This window comes from Streptomyces sulphureus DSM 40104, assembly GCF_000381025.1.
GTDB lineage: Bacteria > Actinomycetota > Actinomycetes > Streptomycetales > Streptomycetaceae > Streptomyces > Streptomyces sulphureus.
Genome location: NZ_KB905818.1, coordinates 1 through 17,730, shown reverse-complemented (window position 1 = coordinate 17,730; position 17,730 = coordinate 1). Strand labels below are relative to the sequence as shown.

At 69.3% G+C, this 17,730-nt stretch carries 9 protein-coding genes, 1 tRNA gene and 2 rRNA genes; 1 reads left to right on the top strand and 11 read right to left on the bottom strand.

Annotation, left to right across the window (positions count from 1 at the left end):
* Nucleotides 1–320 precede the first annotated feature (320 nt).
* The 8 genes from F603_RS0117315 to F603_RS0117280 all read right to left on the bottom strand — a co-directional run bounded on the left by F603_RS0117315 (nt 321) and on the right by F603_RS0117280 (nt 14,092).
* Nucleotides 321–701 (bottom strand): helix-turn-helix domain-containing protein, encoded by a 381-nt coding sequence (locus F603_RS0117315; protein WP_016910055.1) that lies wholly within the window; start codon nt 699–701, stop codon nt 321–323.
* Nucleotides 702–827: 126 nt separating this feature from the next.
* Nucleotides 828–1,403: a CinA family protein gene (locus F603_RS0117310; protein ID WP_019547240.1), complete on the bottom strand. Its 576-nt coding sequence runs from the start codon at nt 1,401–1,403 to the stop codon at nt 828–830.
* Nucleotides 1,400–2,083 (bottom strand): CDP-diacylglycerol--glycerol-3-phosphate 3-phosphatidyltransferase, encoded by a 684-nt coding sequence (pgsA, locus tag F603_RS0117305; RefSeq protein ID WP_019547239.1) that lies wholly within the window; start codon nt 2,081–2,083, stop codon nt 1,400–1,402. The genes F603_RS0117310 and pgsA overlap by 4 nt, the downstream gene beginning before the upstream one ends.
* A complete protein-coding gene (gene rimO, locus F603_RS0117300) occupies nt 2,080–3,609 on the bottom strand; it encodes a 30S ribosomal protein S12 methylthiotransferase RimO (protein WP_019547238.1) in 1,530 nt (509 codons plus the stop codon). Before rimO ends, pgsA begins: the two co-directional genes overlap by 4 nt.
* A gap of 72 nt (nt 3,610–3,681) precedes the next feature.
* Nucleotides 3,682–4,482, bottom strand: a complete 801-nt coding sequence (locus F603_RS0117295; RefSeq protein ID WP_019547237.1) for a helix-turn-helix domain-containing protein — start codon at nt 4,480–4,482, stop codon at nt 3,682–3,684.
* 223 nt (nt 4,483–4,705) lie between these two features.
* Entirely contained in the window at nt 4,706–7,339 is a 2,634-nt protein-coding gene (locus tag F603_RS0117290; protein WP_019547236.1) for an FtsK/SpoIIIE family DNA translocase, read from the bottom strand.
* A 125-nt stretch (nt 7,340–7,464) separates the two neighbouring features.
* A complete protein-coding gene (locus tag F603_RS0117285; RefSeq protein WP_019547235.1) occupies nt 7,465–8,151 on the bottom strand; it encodes a response regulator in 687 nt (228 codons plus the stop codon).
* A gap of 460 nt (nt 8,152–8,611) precedes the next feature.
* The gene (locus F603_RS0117280; protein WP_019547234.1) at nt 8,612–14,092 is read right to left on the bottom strand and encodes a HAMP domain-containing protein; all 5,481 of its coding nucleotides are present in this window, start codon (nt 14,090–14,092) and stop codon (nt 8,612–8,614) included.
* Nucleotides 14,093–14,512: 420 nt separating this feature from the next.
* Here F603_RS0117280 and F603_RS0117275 point away from each other — a divergent pair, with 420 nt between their 5' ends.
* Entirely contained in the window at nt 14,513–17,128 is a 2,616-nt protein-coding gene (locus F603_RS0117275) for a SpoIIE family protein phosphatase (RefSeq protein ID WP_026328495.1), read from the top strand.
* Nucleotides 17,129–17,242: 114 nt separating this feature from the next.
* On the opposite strand, the gene F603_RS0117270 is transcribed toward F603_RS0117275, so the two are convergent.
* The 3 genes from F603_RS0117270 to F603_RS0117260 all read right to left on the bottom strand — a co-directional run.
* Nucleotides 17,243–17,315, bottom strand: a tRNA-Thr gene (locus tag F603_RS0117270).
* Nucleotides 17,316–17,429: 114 nt separating this feature from the next.
* Nucleotides 17,430–17,546: ribosomal RNA gene (gene rrf, locus F603_RS0117265) — 5S ribosomal RNA — on the bottom strand.
* A 95-nt stretch (nt 17,547–17,641) separates the two neighbouring features.
* Nucleotides 17,642–17,730 (bottom strand): 23S ribosomal RNA (locus F603_RS0117260); the annotation flags it as partial.

The following is a 17,730-nucleotide window of genomic DNA, read 5'->3' as shown; positions in this document are numbered from 1 at the left end:
AACACGGGGCCCACACCAGCCATGCAGACACCTCCATGTACCGGAGCACCGTCGCTCTCCATGCTCCCGCACCCTGGGTGCCGGCGCGACCACACACCGAAGCACCCCGGCCTCACGCGCGCCCCCGTAGCCACCCGGGCGCACACGGACGAACAGGAGCGACGGCGCACGACCGCAGCGCACGACGATCACCGGCACCGGCCCGGCCGGGAGTCCCAACGCCCGCCGAGCGGAAGGGAGAAGACAGAAAAGTCCCGCCGGGAAACTCCCGGCGGGACCACGGACTCCCGTCCGCTTCGCTCGTCTGCTGAACGCGCGACTCAGGCCGCTACGACATCTACCGCCTCGGTCGGCGCCTTGATCGTCACGCGCTCTTCCGGAACTCCTGTGACCGAGGTCACCGAGAGCGGGTTCAGCACGGGCCGCATCGACGGCACCGGGTCGCTCGCCGCCGCGGACTCCGCGAGCTCGGCGAGGGCCAGCTCGTCGCTGACCTCCCTCATGAGCTCGGACATCCGGACATCGAGCGCCTCACAGATCGACGACAGCAGTTCGGATGAGGCTTCCTTCTGGCCACGCTCGACCTCGGAGAGGTAACCGAGCGAGACCCTCGCGGACGAGGAGACTTCGCGCAGGGTCCTGCCCTGGCGCTGGCGCTGCCGACGCAGCACGTCACCCAACAGGCGACGGAGCAGAATCATCGGTGCTCCTCCCTCTCAACGTGCGGCGTCTTCCTCAGGCTTTCGGCGACTGGCTCCATGCCCCTCCAGCCGTCAGGCTCCACCGTACCGTCTCCGGCTCCGCCCGTGCGGGGAGCGATGCGGTGTTCACTCAGGGCTGCAAACATCCATTCCCTTCGGCCTGTTCCCGGTCGCTCCCGTGGTATTCGCAACAAGTCTGCTGTGGAGCAGTTCCAGCCCCCCGCGGACGGAAAGCATCCGAATCGCCTCCCTGTCGAGTCCCTCGTCTACCCGGAGCCGCGCGGCGACAACCGGGCCCTCCGACCCCGCGACGGCAACGAAAACGGTACCGACCGGGTGCCCGTCCTGTGGCTCCGGACCGGCGACTCCGGTAGTGGAGACGCTCCAGTCGGCGTGCAGGATGCTCCGCACGCCTGCGGCCATCTGCCGCGCAACCTCGGGGTCGACGGCTCCGCGGTCGCGCAGCAGCTTCTCGTCCACCCCGAGCAGCTCCCGCTTCACCGCGGTCGCGTAGGAGGTGACCGAACCGCGGAAGACCTTGGAAGCCCCCGCAGCGGCCGTCAGTTGGGCGGCGAGCGCACCGCCCGTGAGCGACTCGGCGACGCCGAGGGTCTCTCCCCGCTCCCGGAGCAGCGCGAACACGGCCCGTGCCGAGTCGTCCGCGTCCCCCGAGGCCGCTCCGTCGGCGCCTGCCGCGCTCACCGCGGCTCCGGCGGGAGCGCCTCGGCCCCCGCGTCCCCGGTCACCTGCCGCCCGGCTCGGCGTAGCTGCACCGCCTGCCGCACGTAGTCGAGCCCGGTGGCCACCGTGAGCACGACGGCGACCGCCATCACCCACCACCGCAACGTCGCCAGCGGCCCGGTCAGCGCGAGCACGTACATGCCGACACCCACGCCCTGGGTGAGCGTCTTGAGCTTGCCTCCGCGGCTTGCAGGGATCACCCCGTGCTTGATCACCCAGAAACGCATGAGCGTGATCCCCAGCTCTCGCAGAAGGATCACGCCCGTCACCCACCAGGGGAGGTCGGAGAGGACCGAGAGACAGACCAGCGCACTGCCCATGATCGCTTTGTCCGCGATCGGGTCGGCGATCTTGCCGAAGTCGGTGACGAGGTTGTGCCTGCGCGCCAGCTCGCCGTCGAAGAGATCGGTGATCATGGCGATGGTGAACGCCGCCCAGGCGAAGGAGCGCCAGACCGGGTCGTGCCCGCCCTCGGCGACCATCAGCAGGACGAAGCCCGGTACGAGCAACAGCCGCGCCATCGTGAGGATATTGGCGATGTTCCATAGGCTTACCGTGCGGACCGCCGTCGCGCCCGTCCCTTTGGCTACGGGTTTCCCGCGGCCGGCGGCACCGGCGGCCGAGGCCGACATTCCGGTCATCCCGCCGCCTCCTCCCTGGTCACCCGCGGGATGCCCGCGGCACCCTCGGCGCCCTCGCCCTCCTCGATCGGCTCCGCGACGAGATCGACGCCCTCCGCTGCCACGGCCCGCGCCTCGACCATACGACCGACGGCCAGTTCGTGTCCGCCGCTCTCCGGCGATCCGAACCCGTCGAGCACGACCACACCGTCCGTCTCGGGAGCCTGGTGCGCTGCCCGGCCGACAGGGCCGTCCTCACTGTCGAAGGACTCGACGAGCACGCGCAGCCGTTCGCCGACGCGCTCCTCGGCCCGCTGTGCCGTCAGCTCCTCCGCGAGTCTGGAAACGCGGGAGAGACGTTCAGCCACCACCTCGGGGGCGTTCTTCTGCTCGTACCCGAGGGCCTCTGTGCCCTCCTCGTCGGAGTAGCCGAAGACGCCGACGGCGTCGAGCCGGGCAGCAGCGAGGAACCGTTCCAGCTCGGCCACGTCCTCCTCCGTCTCCCCGGGGAAGCCCACGATGAAGTTGGAGCGCACGCCGGCGTGCGGCGCCTTCGCCCGGATCGTCTCCAGCAGGCCGAGGAAGCTGTCGGTGTCGCCGAACCGACGCATCGCACGGAGGACGCCGGGCGCCGAGTGCTGGAAGGAGAGATCGAAGTAGGGCGCCACCTTCTCCGTGCCGGTGAGGACGTCGATCAGCCCCGGCCGCATCTCGGCCGGCTGGAGGTAGCTGACGCGGAGGCGCTCGATCCCGTCGACGTCCGAGAGCTCCTGGAGCAGCGTTTCCAGCAGGCGGATGTCCCCGAGGTCCTTGCCGTAAGAGGTGTTGTTCTCGGAGACGAGCATGACCTCGCGGACGCCCTGCGAGGCGAGCCACCGCGTCTCGTTGAGGACGTCGGAGGGGCGGCGTGAGAGGAACGAGCCGCGGAAGGACGGGATCGCACAGAACGAGCACCGACGATCGCACCCCGAGGCGAGCTTCACCGAGGCGACGGGACTGCTGCCGAGCCGCCGACGCAACGGAGCCCGCGGCCCGGAGGCCGGGGCCACCCCCTCGGGCAGGTCGGAAGGCTCCGACTCGTCCCCGTGTCCGGGGACCGCGACCTGCGCCTCCTGCCGCTCGACGGGGCTGACCGGAAGCAGCCGGCGCCGGTCGCGCGGAACGTGGGGGGCGTGGACACCGCCGGAGACGATCGTGTTGAGGCGGTCGGAGATGTCCGTGTAGTCGTCGAAGCCGAGGACGCCGTCGGCCTCCGGGAGGGCCTCGGCGAGCTCCTTGCCGTAGCGCTCGGCCATGCATCCTACGGCGACGACGGCCTTGGTCGTCCCGTGGTCCTTGAGGTCGTTCGCCTCCAACAGGGCGTCGACCGAGTCCTTCTTGGCGGCCTCGACGAAACCGCAGGTGTTCACGACGGCGACTTCGGCGTCCGAAGCGTCCTCTACGAGGTCCCAACCGTCCGCCGCCAGGCGGCCGGCGAGCTCTTCCGAGTCCACCTCGTTGCGGGCGCAGCCGAGAGTGACGAGGGCAACGGTGCGGCGTTCGGGCATGGGCTCAGCCTACTTCGTCCCGTCCGCCCCACCTGCCGCGAGGGTCGCCACTGTCGACGGGAACTGCTCCGATCAACCCGCCTCCGGGTCGCCGGGCGTGTAGCTGACCCGCTGCACCTGGCCGAGTTCGCCGACGTCCTCGACCTCCTTGCCGTTGACGAAGAGCTGCACGCCTCCCGCGTTGCCAAGGACGAGGCTGAGCCGCTTGTCGTCGGTGAAGGTCTTCGATTCGCCCTTCTTGAGGACACCGTCATGGATCACGCGGCCGTTGTGGTCGCTGGCGGAGATCCAGCTATTCCCCTCCACCGCCGTCATCCGAACGGTGACCTTGTCGGCGGGAGCCTGCGCGACGGCGCTGTCGGACGGCTTCGGGTCGGCCTCCTCCGAGGCGCTCGGTGCGGGGCTGCCCGTCGGCTGCGCGGGCGTGGACTCCTCGTCGGCAACGGACTTGGGCGCCTCACTGTCGCCCCCGCTGAAGAGCGTGAACCCGACGAAGCCGACGACGGCCACGATCGCCGCGACCATCGCAGCCGTCCAGTTCGGCCGGCGCGGCTCGGGCTTGATGCGCTCGGCCTCGAAGAGCGCGGCGGGCGGCGTGGGGGCCGGGCGTCCTCCGTGCTCCTCGTCGAACTGCGCGACGAGCGCGTCGCCGTCGAGGCCCACCTCTCTGGCGAGCGTGCGGAGGTGGCCGCGGGCGTAGACGTCGCCGCCGCATCGGCTGAAATCGTCCTGCTCGATCGCGTGCACGATGGGAACGCGCACCCGCGTGGACGAACTGACCTCGTCCACGGTCAGCCCTGCGTCGACACGGGCCTGCTGGAGGGCTCGACCGACCGAAGGCCGGTCCTGGTCGGGTGAGTTGCCGATGGACACGGGGGCGCCTTTCGAGCGTGTAGCCACCTGCCGGAGGTTCAGTCTAGGGGCGGGGCGAAAGGGTGGGGCAAGTCAGCGGACCGACTTTGTCCGCCATCCAGGGCCGCGCAGCGACCGCCCCTCGTTCCGTACCCGCCCTTCTGCCGCTTCTCTCACCAACTTGACGTATCAGCGCAGGAAAAGGTTGCTCCCGTCCCCCTCCCGGAGGAAACGGCCCCTCGCTTCACGCCTCGCCGCGGATCACGGCCAGCACCCCTTCGAGCTCGTCCGGTTTGACGAGCACATCCCTCGCCTTGGACCCCTCGCTCGCCCCGACGACGCCGCGCGACTCCATCAGGTCCATCAGCCGGCCCGCCTTGGCGAACCCGACGCGCAGCTTGCGCTGGAGCATCGACGTCGAGCCGAACTGCGTGGAGACCACCAGCTCCGCCGCCTGGCAGAGCAGGTCGAGGTCGTCACCGATCTCCTCGTCGATCTCCTTCTTCTGGCTCTGTCCGGCGAGCACGTCCTCTCTGAAGACGGGGGTCATCTGCTCCTTGCAGTGGGCGACGACCGCCTGGACCTCCTCGTCCTTGACGAACGCGCCCTGCATGCGGATCGCCTTGTTGGCGCCCATAGGCAGAAAGAGACCGTCGCCCTTGCCGATCAGCTTCTCGGCCCCCGGCTGGTCGAGGATGACCCGGCTGTCCGCGAGCGAGGAGGTCGAGAAGCCCAGCCGGGAGGGGACGTTGGCCTTGATGAGGCCGGTGACGACGTCCACGGACGGCCGCTGTGTGGCGAGCACGAGGTGGATGCCGGCGGCCCTGGCGAGCTGCGTGATGCGGACGATGGCGTCCTCGACGTCGCGGGGCGCCACCATCATCAGGTCGGCGAGCTCGTCGACGATGACGAGCAGGTACGGGTACGGCGCCAACTCGCGCTCGCTGCCCTCCGGTGGGCTCACCTTCCCGTTGCGGACCGCGTGGTTGAAGTCGTCGATGTGGCGGAAACCGTACGCCGCCAGGTCGTCGTAGCGCAGGTCCATCTCGCGGACGACCCACTGGAGAGCCTCCGCCGCCTTCTTCGGGTTGGTGATGATCGGCGTGATCAGATGCGGGATGCCCTCGTACGCGGTGAGTTCGACGCGCTTGGGGTCGACGAGCACCATGCGCACGTCGTCCGGCGTCGCCCGGACCATCACCGAGGTGATGAGGCAGTTGATGCAGGAGGACTTTCCGGAACCCGTCGCACCGGCCACCAGGATGTGCGGCATCTTCGCGAGGTTCGCCGAGACGTAGCCGCCCTCGACGTCCTTCCCGAGCCCGACGAGCATCGTGTGGTCGTCGCCCACCGCGTCGGCAGAGCGCAGGACATCTCCGAGATTGACCATCTCCCGGTCGCTGTTGGGGATCTCGATGCCAACAGCCGACTTCCCCGGGATCGGGTTGATGATCCGCACGTCCGGACTCGCCACCGCGTAGGCGATGTTCTTCGCGAGCGCGGTGATCTTCTCGACCTTCACGCCGGGGCCCAGCTCGATCTCGTACCGCGTGACCGTCGGGCCGCGGGTGAAGCCGGTGACGGCGGCGTCCACCTTGAACTCGCTGAAGACCTGGGTCAGCGAGGCGACGACCTCGTCGTTGACGGCGCTGCGGCTCAGCCCGGGGCCGCCGCGCTCCAGAAGGTCGAGCGAGGGCAGCGAGTAGCTGATGTCTCCCGCGAGTTGCAGTTGTTCCGCACGCGCGGGCAGCTCCCCGGGATCGGGCGGCGACGGGGCCTTCGTCAGGTCCGGTACGGAGCCGCTCTCCTCCGGTTTCTCCTCGCCCCGCGCCCCCGGTACGGCGGCGGCCTTGCGGCTCTGACGGCCCGTCGAGACGCCGCTGGTGAGCCCCGCGACGAGCGGCGAGGGCTGGACGCCGTGGAGCACCGCCCCGTCGAGCGAGGCGGCAGCCGCCGCGGCGACGTCGACCGCGTCGGGCGCCTGCTCCCCGTCCTCCGCCTCGGTACGGCTCCGCGCCGGGCGCTTGCGGGTGCGGCGGTTGTCGAGCGCCTCCTTCTCCGCGAGCGACGGATCGACGTACTCCTTGCGCATGTTGTGCTTGGCCGGGCGCGCCGGCTTCGGCTCGGGCTCGTCCTCCTCCGGCTCGGAGAGCACGCCCAGACGCACGCAAAGAGCGTGCAGGCGCTGCGGGATGGCGTTCACGGGGGTCGCGGTGACGACGAGCAGACCGAAGACGGTGACGAGGATGAGCAGCGGCACGGCGAGCACTTCGCCGACGCCGAGAACCAGAGGTCTCGACGCGCCCCAACCGATCCAGCCGCCGGCGTCCCGCATGGCGTCGACGCCCCGTCCGCGCCCCGGCGCACCGCAGGCGAGGTGCACGAGACCGAGCGCCCCCACCACGAGCGCCGAGAGCCCGATCACGATGCGGCCGTTCGCCTCCGGCTTCTCCGGGTGCCGGAACAGCCGCACGGCGATCACGCCGAGCAGTATCGGAACGAGGAGGTCGAGGCGACCGAAGGAGCCCGTGATGAACGTCGCCACCAACTCGCCGACGACACCCTCCATCTGCGACCACGTACCCGCCGCCACGATGAGCGCCAGCCCCAGCAGGAGCAGAGCGAGACCGTCCTTGCGGTGGGCGGGGTCGAGCCCCTTCCCGCTTCGGCCTATGCCGCGGAAGACCGCACCCACACCGTGCGCCAGCTTGCGTCCGACACGGCGGGTGCGGGACACGGGTACCGGCTTCTTGGCGGCAGCCTTCTTGGCGGCGGGCTTCTTGGCGGGGGCCTTCTTCGCCGGTGCCTTCTTCGCGGCAGCCTTCTTCGCCGGGGGCTTGCCGGCTGCCTTTCCGGTTCCGGACGTACGTGAGGCCATGGGGGTGAGGTTACCGTCACCGGATGGCTGAGGCACGGACGCCGGTGTGCGGTAGCCGTGCGGTCAGGGGGTGTTGGGGCGGCTGCGACCCATGGGCCGACTCGCCGTCAGGTCGCCGGCGCGCGTCAGTTCTGGGAGGGCACCTGCTGGGACGGGTCCCCGCCCGCGCCCGGGCCGAGGGCGTCAAGTGCCCTGCGCAGCCCGGCGAGTTTGCGCTCGAGGTGGACGGCCGTCGCCGCGCTGGCGGCGTCGGATGCATCGGTGAGCTGTTTGGTGAGGACCTCCGCCTGCTCCTCGACGGCGGCCAGCCGCGCGGAGAGCTCGAGGAGCAGGCCGCCCTGCCCGTCCTCCGCAGGCTCCTCCTCGGCGCCGTTCTGTCCCTCCACCTGCATCCGCAGGAGCGAAGCCTGCTCCCGCAATTGGACGTTCTTCATGTAGAGGTCGACGAAGACCGAGACCTTGGCGCGCAGCACCCACGGGTCGAACGGCTTGGAGATGTAGTCGACGGCGCCGGCCGCGTATCCGCGGAAGGTGTGGTGCGGACCGTGGTTGATGGCGGTGAGGAAGATGATCGGGATGTCCCGGGTGCGCTCCCTGCGCTTGATGTGCGCCGCCGTCTCGAAGCCGTCCATGCCGGGCATCTGGACGTCCAGCAGGATCACCGCGAAATCGTCGGTCAGCAGCGCTTTGAGCGCCTCCTCCCCTGACGATGCCCGCACCAGCGTCTGATCGAGCGCAGAGAGGATGGCCTCCAGCGCCAGCAGATTCTCCGGCCGGTCATCGACCAGGAGGATCTTGGCCTTCTGCACCATGGCCCGTCCTCCTCGCCCCGGCAGCCTTTCGGACGCCGCCCCTGGGGCGGCTTCCCTGAGACTGCCGCCCATCCTTGTGCCGGTCATGGTAGCTCCACCCGACAGCCGCCACACCCTGTCACCGTCATGTCACCGCGAAGTGACCGGTGACACATACCGGAAACGCCCCAGGCGACCGGGACGTTCCCGGTCACCAGCGCTTCCACACCCCTGAGCACCTCCCTGCACACATGCGTTGCGTGCGTACCGCGCGTAGACACCGAGGCCGACGGGCACGCGTCGCGGAACCATGCCCCGTGTGACCACACTGAGTCAACGCGGCCGCCTCTCCCCGGTCGTGCCAACTCCCCTTGAGCGACACCGGAGTTGCGTCGATCGGCGTTTCGCCCGACCTCCGTCAGCCCCGTCACTCGGGTTCCGCGCCCATTCGGCACAGAACCCGCCCAACACCGTGTCATATTCACCCCGCACTAATCCACCGCCTCATCACAGTCAGCAGGTGCTCGGTGTCCACGGGCTTGGTGACGTAGTCGGAAGCGCCCGACTCGATGCTCTTCTCACGGTCCCCCTTCATCGCCTTCGCCGTCAGCGCGACGATGGGCAACCCGGCGAACTGCGGCATCTTCCGGATCGCCGCCGTCGTGGCGTAACCGTCCATCTCGGGCATCATGATGTCCATCAGCACGACGGCCGTGTCCTCGTGCTGCTCCAGCACCTCGATGCCCTCGCGCCCGTTCTCCGCGTAGAGCACCTGGAGACCGTGCTGCTCCAGCACGCTGGTAAGCGCGAAGACGTTCCGGATGTCGTCGTCGACGATGAGGATCTTGCGGCCCGAGAGCTCCTCGAACCGGCCGGGATCGGACTCGGCGTCCTCGTCGGCCCCGGGCTCGTCCGCCGGGTACTCCGCCTCGCCCGTGGGCAGTTGCTGAGCGGCGCCCTTCGGCTCGACGGCGAACGGTGCGGCGGTATGTGCGGCCGGGTCCTCGGGGTACTCGTCCGGCTCGACGGAGGCCGGCGCGTCGACGGGCTCCGCCGCTGCCGCGCTCGTCTCCGAGGCGGCCGTGATCGCGAGGGTCGTGCCCGCGTCGATCTGCCCGTACCCCTCGGGCGGCAACTCGGTGGGTTGCAGGGGCAGGTAGAGCGTGAACGTCGAGCCGCGGCCCGGCTCGCTGTCGGCGTCGATCTCGCCGCCGAGGAGGCGGGCGATCTCACGGCTGATCGAGAGGCCGAGCCCGGTGCCGCCGTACTTGCGGCTCGTCGTGCCGTCCGCCTGCTTGAACGCCTCGAAGATCACCTGCATCTTGCTCTGCGCGATGCCGACGCCCGTGTCAGTGACCGAGAAGGCGATGAGCCCGGAGTCGGCGTCCCGGAGCGAACCGTGCTCGAGCATCTGCTCCCGGATCGACTCGGGCACCTCCGCGTGCGCCGCCCTGATCACCAGCTCCACCGCCCCGAAGTCGGTGAACTTCACCGCGTTGGAGAGGAGGTTGCGCAGGACCTGCAGGAGGCGCTGCTCGTCGGTGTTGAAGGTGGGCGGCAGCTCGGGCGAGACGCGGACGGAGAAGTCGAGCCCCTTCTCCGCAGTCAGCGGGCGGAACGTCGCCTCGACGTAGTCGACGAGCTGCACCAGTGCGATCCGGCTCGGGCTGACGTCCATCTTGCCGGCTTCGACCTTGGAGAGGTCGAGGATGTCATTGATGAGCTGAAGCAGGTCGGAGCCCGCACCGTGAATGGTCTCGGCGAACTCGACCTGCTTGGGGCTGAGGTTCGCGTCCGCGTTGTCGGCGAGCAGCTTCGCCAGGATCAGCAGCGAGTTGAGCGGGGTGCGCAGCTCGTGCGACATGTTGGCGAGGAACTCGGACTTGTAGCGCATCGAGACCGAAAGCTGCTCGGCGCGCTCCTCCAGGACCTGCCGCGCCTCCTCGATCTCGCGGTTCTTGATCTCGATGTCGCTGTTGGTCTGGGCGAGCTGCTCGGCCTTCTCCTCCAGCTGCGCGTTCGACTCCTGAAGCGCGCGCTGCCGGTTCTCCAACTCCACGGAGCGCTCCTGGAGTTGCTCGGCGAGCTCCTGCGACTGCTGCAGCAGCAGCTCGGTGCGGGTGTTGGAGCTGATCGTGTTGACGCTCGTCGCGATCATCTCGGCGATCTGCCGGAGGAAGTCCTTCTGGATGTGCGTGAAGGGCTGGAACGAGGCGAGCTCGATGACGCCGAGCACCTTCTGCTCGAAGATCACGGGCAGCACGATCACGTGGGCCGGAGGTGCCTCGCCGAGCCCCGAGGAGATCTTCAGGTAGCTCGGCGGGGTGTTCTCGACGAGGATCGTCCGCTTCTCCATCGCAGCGGTGCCCACGAGCGACTCGCCGAAGCTGAACGTCGCCGGCATCGTCTCCGTCGAGAGGCCGTAGCCGGCCTGCATCAGCAACTCGTGCCCCTCCGTCGGCTCCTCGCTCGGGTCGACGCCGGCCGAGCCGCTCTCGTCGCCGCGAGCGACCGCCATGAAGAACACGCCGTGCTGGGCCGAGACGACCGGCGTCAGCTCACTCATGATCAGCTTCGCGACGTCCTTGAGATCGCGGCGGCCCTGCATGAGGCCGGAGATCCGGGCGAGGTTGCCCTTCAGCCAGTCCTGCTCCTGGTTGGCGTTGGTGGTCTCGCGCAGGTTGGTGATCATGGAGTTGATGTACGTCTGGAGCTGGAGGATCTCGCCCGCTGCCTCGACGTCGATGCGCACGTTGTGGTCGCCGCGGGTCACCGCCGTCGCCACCTCCGCGATCGCGCGCACCTGGCGGGTGAGATTGCCGGCCATCTCGTTCACCGACTCGGTGAGGTCCTGCCAGGTCCCCGCGACGCCCGGCACCTGCGCCTGACCGCCCAACTGCCCCTCGGTGCCCACCTCACGGGCGACCCGCGTCACCTCGTCGGCGAAGGAGGAGAGCTGGTCGACCATCGTGTTGATCGTCGTCTTGAGCTCCAGGATCTCCCCGCTCGCACCGATGTCGATCTTCTTCGTGAGGTCGCCCTTGGCGATGGCGGTGGTCACCTGGGCGATGTTGCGGACCTGACCCGTGAGGTTCGACGCCATGGAGTTCACCGACTCCGTGAGGTCCTTCCACGTGCCCGAGACGCCCGAGACGCGCGCCTGGCCGCCCAGCACACCGTCCGTGCCGACCTCGCGGGCCACCCGCGTCACCTGCTCGGCGAACGACGAGAGCGTCGTCACCATCGTGTTGACGGTGTCGGCGAGTTGGGCCACCTCGCCGCTCGCCTCGACTGTGACCTTCTTCGTCAGGTCCCCGTTGGCGACCGCAGTGGCGACCTGCGAGATGTTCCGCACCTGACCCGTGAGGTTCGACGCCATCAGGTTGACGTTGTCCGTGAGGTCCTTCCAGATCCCCGAGACGCCGCGGACCCGCGCCTGGCCGCCGAGCTTGCCCTCGGTGCCCACCTCCCGCGAGACGCGGGTCACCTGCTCGGCGAAGGAACTCAACTGGTCCGTCATCGTGTTGACGGTGGTGACGAGCGCGAGGATCTCGCCCTTCGCATCGACGGTGATCTTCTTGGAGAGGTCGCCGTCCGCCACCGCCGTCGTCACCTCGGCGATGTTCCGTACCTGCGAAGTCAAGTTGTCGGCCATGAAGTTGACGGACTGCGTGAGGTCCTTCCACGTACCCGAGACGCCCTTGACCTCCGCCTGGCCGCCGAGGATCCCCTCCGTGCCCACCTCGCGCGCGACGCGGGTCACCTGCTCGGCGAACGAACGCAACTGACCCACCATGGTGTTGATGGTGTTCTTGAGCTCGAGGATCTCCCCACGCGCGTCCACGTCGATGCTCTGCGAGAGGTCGCCGCGCGCCACCGCCGTCGCGACCTGGCTGATGTTGCGCACCTGCGCCGTGAGGTTGCTCGCCATGCCGTTCACCGAATCGGTGAGGTCGCGCCAGACGCCGGCCACGCCCGGCACCTGGGCCTGCCCTCCGAGCCGGCCCTCCGTGCCCACCTCGCGGGCGACACGGGTCACCTGCTCGGCGAACGAACTCAACTGGTCCACCATCGTGTTGATGGTGTTCTTGAGCTCGAGGATCTCGCCTCGCGCGTCCACGTCGATCTTCTGCGACAGGTCGCCCCGCGCCACCGCCGTCGTCACCTCGGCGATGTTCCGTACCTGCGAAGTGAGGTTGTTCGCCATGAAGTTGACGGAGTCGGTGAGGTCCTTCCACGTCCCCGAGACGCCGTCGACGCGGGCCTGACCACCGAGCCGCCCCTCCGTGCCGACGTCCCGCGCCATCCGCGTGACCTGTTCGGCGAAGGAACTGAGCTGGTCGACCATCCTGTTGACGGTGATCTTCAGTTCCAGCATCTCGCCGGAGACGTCGACCGTCACCTTCTGCGACAGATCGCCGTTGGCCACCGCCGTCGTCACCTGTGCGAGGTTGCGCACCTGACCCGTGAGGTTGTGGAAAGCGGTGTTGACCGAGTCCGTGAGGTCCTTCCACGTACCGGCCGCGCCCGGGACGTGTGCCTGCCCGCCCAGCGCGCCCTCGATGCCCACCTCGCTGGCGACGCGCGTCACCTCCGCGCCGAAGGCGGAGAGCTGGTCGACCATCGTGTTGACCGTGTGCTTGAGGTCCTGCATCTCGCCGGAGACGTCGACCGTCACCTTCTGCGAGAGGTCTCCGTTCGCCACCGCCTTCGTCACCTGCGCGATGTCCCGCACCTGCGCCGTGAGGTTGCGGAACGCCGCGTTGACCGAGTCCGTGAGGTCCTTCCACGTACCGGCCGCGCCCGGGACCTGGGCCTGGCCGCCGAGGCTGCCCTCGGTACCGACCTCGCTGGCGGCACGGGTCACCTCGTCGGCGAAGGTGCGCAGCGTCTCCGTCATCGCGTTGATCGTTTCGGCCAACTGCGCCACCTCGCCCCGCGCGTTGACCGTGACGCGCTGCGACAGGTCGCCGCTGGCGACCGCCGTGGTCACCCGGGCGATCTCGCGCACCTGCGAAGTGAGATTCCCCGCCATCAGGTTGACGGAGTGCGTGAGGTCCTTCCACACCCCGGCGACGCCCTGCACCTGGGCTTGACCGCCGAGGCTGCCCTCGGTGCCGACCTCGCGCGCGACGCGCGTCACCTCTGCCTGGAAGGAGGAGAGCTGGTCGACCATGGTGTTGACGGTGTTCTTCAGCTCCAGCATCTCGCCCGAGACGTGGACCGTGACCTTGCGGGAGAGGTCGCCCTTGGCCACCGCCGTCGTCACCAGGGAGATGTCGCGCACCTGCGCCGTCAGCCTGGAGGCCATCAGGTTCACCGCATCGGTGAGATCCTTCCAGGCGCCCGAGACGCCGCGGACCCGCGCCTGACCGCCCAATTTGCCTTGCGTACCGACCTCGTTGACGACGCGCGTCACCTCGTCGGCGAAGAGGTCGAGTTGATCGACGAGGCCGTTGACCGTCCGCCCAACCTTGAGGAACTCCCCGCGCAGCGGGTGCCCGTTGGTCTCGCCCGCCGGCGTGCGCAGCTCCATCCGCTGCTCCAGGTCGCCGTCCGCGACTGCGGAGAGCACCCGCCCCGTCTCGGAGACCGGCCATGCCAGGTCGTCGACGAGCGCGTTCGCCGCCTCCACCGAAGCGGCCCACGAGCCCTCGCTCGCGCCCGGCTGCAACCGCTCCGTGAGCTTCCCGTCGCGCCCCACTACGCGCCGTACCCGCGTCAGCTCGCTCGCGAGGTGCAGGTTGCGGTCCGCCACCTCGTTGTAGAGCGCGGAGATCTCCGCCAGCGGGCCGTCACCCGTGACCGTGAGCCGCTTCTTGAAGTTGCCGTCGCGCATCGCCGTCAGCGCGGTCAACAACTTGTCCAGTGCCGCCGCCTCGACCTCGACCGTTCCGCTCTTCCGGGAGCGTCCGCCCTTTGCACGCGCGGTTGTGCTGCGCGTTGCTGCGCCAGACTCCACTGTCCCTCCCGTACGGTCGACCGTTCCGCCCGGTCTTCCTCCGAGCCCTCCCAGTGTTTCACTACGACCGAACCCGGCGATAACAGTTCGGCAGCACAGCATGCGCCGCTTCCGGGACGCCGATGGAAATCACCCGCATCCGGCGGCCACACGCACTGCGAACGTAAGTAACCTGGCTTCCGGCTGTCCACTCCCCGGCCACGGCACAGGGGATACCTCCGCCGAGCCACCGGGTAGAGGCCACCAGGGACAGCGGTGCGAGCACAATGGGTAACGGAGGGGCGCTGCGTGACGCAGGAGCAAGGCGCCGAGCGCGAGACGATCACCGCGATCGGCGCGGGCGGGATCACGGCAGCAACCGCGCTGACGCCGCAACGCGTCGGCGCCGAAACGGACGGCGAGGACGCCAAGGGGAGGCCAGTGATCACCGCGCGGGCTGCGGCCACCTTCGAGCCAGTGGGACGCTCCGTCGCAGCCGCCCGCGGTTTCGTCCGCGACACCTTCCAGGGGTGGGGCCTCACCGAGGTCGTCGACGACGCCGTCGTCCTCACCAGCGAGCTCGTCACCAACGCCGTCGTGCACGCCGGCACCTCCGCCGAGGTCATCTGCCTCCTCGACGACGAGGGCGTCCGCATCGAGGTCGTCGATCGCTACCCGGAGCGCGAACTCCCGCTCACCGAACGCGTGCACCGGCCCAGCCCCGACAGCGAGGGCGGACGCGGCCTGCTGCTGTGCGCCGCGCTCGCGGCCCGCTGGGGCGTCGACTACACGGCCGCCGACAAGCGCGTCTGGTTCAGCCTCGCGCTCAACGAGCGCCCCGTGGGCACCCGCTCCGCCGGCCCACAGCTCCCCGACTCCGTCCTCCCCGAGGCCGACCGGTACGTCCACGTCGCCGTCGTACAGGTGGACAGCGAGGGCCTCATCAGCGCCTGGAACGAGGACGCCCGTCTCCTCTTCGACCACACCCCTGAACAGGTCATTGGCAAGCCGCTCAACGACTTCGTCGCCTGGCCGCACACACCCGGCACGAGCACCGGCATCGCGGAGGCGCTCCAGCTCTCCCGCTGGGAGGGCTCGTACGGCGTCCGCGGCGCCGACGGCAGGACCGTCCCCGTCTACGCCTCGCACCTCCGCGTCCGCGACAGCGACGGCGCTCCCTCGACCGTCTGCCTCCTGGTGCGGGACCACGAGCGCGCCGTCCTCCAGTCGCAGGTGCGCGCCCCCGCCGCGGAGTCCACCGAAGGACACGAGACCGCGACCGGCGTCGACCCGTTCGAGGTCTTCATCGGCTCCCCCACCCCCGACGACCTCGACGGCCTCCTGCAACGCACCGTCGAACGCGCCCGCGACATGCTCGACGGCGACGCCGCCTACCTGCTCCTCGCCACGGACGACGAGACCGAGCTCGAGGTCCGCGCCTCCACCGGGCTCCCTTCCGCGCGCCAGCGCTTCGCCCGCGTCCCCGTCGAGACCGGCAGCGGACGCTACGGCTCCGCGCGGATGCCCTCGGTCCACGAGGACCTCACCGTCGTCCCCGGTGCAGTGCCCCTCCTCTCCGGTACAGGCATGCGCTCCGTCGTGACGGTCCCGCTGAAGGTCGAGGGCCGTCTCACGGGATCGCTCGGCGTCGCGACGGAGGCCGCCGAGCGCTACACCAACGAGGAGGCGCTCCGCCTCCAGTTCGCGGCCGACCGCATCGCGCTCGCCGTCGAGCGAGCCCGCCTCACCGAGCTGGAACGCCTCCGCAGAGGCTCGCTCTCCTTCCTCGTCGAGGCGTCCGACCTGCTCGCAGGCACCCTCGACCGGGATCAGACGCTCGCGCTGATGGCCCAGATGACCGTTCCGACGCTCGCCTCCTGGTGCGCCGTGTACACGGTCACCGAGCCCGGTTCGGACCCGCAGCTCTCCTACGTCCTCCACGAGGACGAGGAGCGGATCGACAACCTCAAGGCCCTCCTCGCGAAGGTCGATGCGCCCGAACCCGTCCCGACGCCGGGCGCTCGCGTCTGGTCGGCGCCGAGCGAGGCCGCACGCTCGTCCGCGTTGCGAAACTCTCTCCGCAGCGTCGTGCTCCACGACGACGACTACCGCAGCACCCCCGGCACCACCCTGGCCACGGCGACCGCGGTGGGCGGCGAGACCGTGGTACTGCCGCTCGTCGCACGCAACCGCGTGATCGGCATGCTCACCCTCGGAAAGCCCACGGACGAACGCTTCCGCCAGGAGATCCTCGAACTGGCCGAGGACCTCTCGCGCCGAGCAGCCCTCGCCCTCGACAACGCCCGCCTCTACTCGGAGCGCACGGCGATCAGCCAGTCCCTGCAGCGCAGCCTGCTCCCTCCCGAGCTGCCCGAGGTCCGCGGCGTCGAGGTCGAGGTCATCTACCGCGCCGCGGGCGAGGGCAACGAGGTCGGCGGCGACTTCTACGACCTCTTCGAGATCGGTGACGGCGACGACAAGGCGTACGGCTTCGCCATCGGCGACGTCTGCGGCACGGGCCCCGAAGCCGCCGCAGTCACGGGCCTGGCCCGCCACGCCCTCCGCCTCCTCGCCCGCGAGGGACTCGGCGGCCCAGCCGTCCTCGAGCGCCTCAACACCGCCATCCTCGACGAGGGTGCCCGAAGCCGCTTCCTCACCCTCCTCTACGGAGAGCTACGCCCCCAGGACGGCGGCGGCGCCGAGCTGAAGGTGGTCTGCGCCGGCCACCCGCTGCCCCTTCGTCTCCGCCAGGACGGCACCGTAGAAACGGCTGCGGACCCGCAGCCCCTCCTCGGTGTCATGGAAGACCTGGAACTCTACGAACAGACGATCACCCTCGCCAGGGGCGACGTCCTCCTCTGCGTCACGGACGGCGTCACCGAACGCCGGGAAGGCACCCGCATGTTGGGCGACGACGGCCTGACAGAAGTTCTCACTAGCTGCACCGGCCTCAACGCCGGCGCCGTGGCGGCCCGCATCATGCGCGCTGTGGAGCGCTTCGCCAGCGACGCCCCGTCCGACGACATGGCCATCCTCGCCATGCGCGTCCCCGAGTGACACTGAGCAACGGGCCGGTGCGGCCGGTCCGTTGCCTCTGGATTCCCCGAACGTGAAAGGGGCCCCACCGGCTTGGTGGGGCCCCTTTCACGGACTCTTCGTTCTGTCTCGGAGAGCCCCAAAACGGAATCGAACCGTTGACCTTCTCCTTACCATGGAGACGCTCTGCCGACTGAGCTATTGGGGCCTGTCGAACTCCCGTGATCCTACCGCGAGTCCAACGTCCCAGTGAATTCCCTCCACCGGGTCGCACAGTGGGCTCCCATCGGAATCCGACGGAAGCCCACTGGCTTTAATGGTAGTTCGGCGGTGTCCTACTCTCCCACACACTCCCGTATGCAGTACCATCGGCGCAGAAAGGCTTAGCTACCGGGTTCGAAATGTGACCGGGCGTTTCCCCAACGCTATAACCACCGAAACACACACAACACCAACACACCCAACCCCCCCACAACAGGGGGCCGGTATGTGCTGTTCGTTGTTTCAGAACTGCACAGTGGACGCGAAGCCTCTATGGACAAGCCCTCGGCCTATTAGTACCGGTCAACTCCACCCCTCACAGGGCTTCCATACCCGGCCTATCAACCCAGTCATCTCCTGGG